At 43.5% G+C, this 904-nt stretch carries 1 protein-coding gene; it reads left to right on the top strand.

Going from position 1 to position 904, the window contains the following annotated elements; all coding sequences use genetic code 11:
- The first annotated feature begins 29 nt into the window (after positions 1 to 29).
- Positions 30 to 776, top strand: coding sequence for a lytic transglycosylase domain-containing protein (locus R8O11_RS26020; protein WP_318194713.1), 747 nt, complete (start codon positions 30 to 32; stop codon positions 774 to 776).
- The last annotated feature ends 128 nt before the right edge of the window (positions 777 to 904 follow it).

The following is a 904-nucleotide window of genomic DNA, read 5'->3' as shown; positions in this document are numbered from 1 at the left end:
TCAACTCAAACAACCTGTGCAACACACTTATGAAGATAAATCGTTCTAAACGATGTTCGTCTTGCCTACAGATTCAGCCGCCATCTCGGCTGGATACTGTAGGCCTTTTTGTTTCTGCCTGTTTGTTGTTCAGCACTTCTTTTCTTTGCCAGGCAAAACCCAATACTACTGATATAGAACAGCAGTATCAGGTTCTTGCGCCTTATAAATTACAAATCGACCAACGTCTCACTTCCGTCAATCCACTTCTCGACCACATCTTTAAGCAACTCAAAAGCAAGTCACTGCCCAAAAGTCTCGTTTTGGTGCCAATGCTAGAATCTTCTTACAACGCAAAAGCCGTTTCTCACGCCAACGCCGCGGGATTATGGCAATTGATTCCTGCAACAGCGATGCGCTTTGGTTTAACGGTTGATTCGAATGTGGATGAGCGTTTCGATACCCAAGCCAGCACGAAAGCTGCATTGGACTATCTGGCGTTTTTATACAACAAGTTTGATCAAAACCTCGCATTAACGCTGGCGGCCTATAATGCAGGAGAAGGCCGAATTGCTCGCGCTATAAAGAAAGCGGGCACCGATGACTTCCAACAGCTCACTCTGCCAAAAGAAACACATCAGTACGTCAGTCGTTTCTTCGCCTTGGAAAAACTGATAGATATCGGGCAGTTACAACACTCTTCTTTTCAGCCATTGCTTCTATTTGCTGCTGAATCTGCGGCACCATCACAGCCTCTGATCGACTTTAGTCGACTTCCTCCACTCGTTAATTTGTGATAATAATCACCAAAACAACGAATGTCAGAAGAACGTAAAATTACAAGATCCTGTTCTGCTAATTTAAAAACTCGTGATCTCGATGCAAACGTGTGCAAAAAAGTTAAGGTAATGTATCTCAAGAATAA

Source organism: Vibrio sp. 1288 (assembly GCF_033344475.1).
The sequence above is the reverse complement of the archived record's forward strand: the minus strand, read 5'-3'. Positions and strand labels throughout refer to the sequence as shown.

Coding starts and splice junctions, on each gene's coding strand:
- R8O11_RS26020 (WP_318194713.1), top strand. CDS start 30: ATGAAGATAAATCGTTCTAAACGATGTTCGTCTTGCCTACAGATTCAG.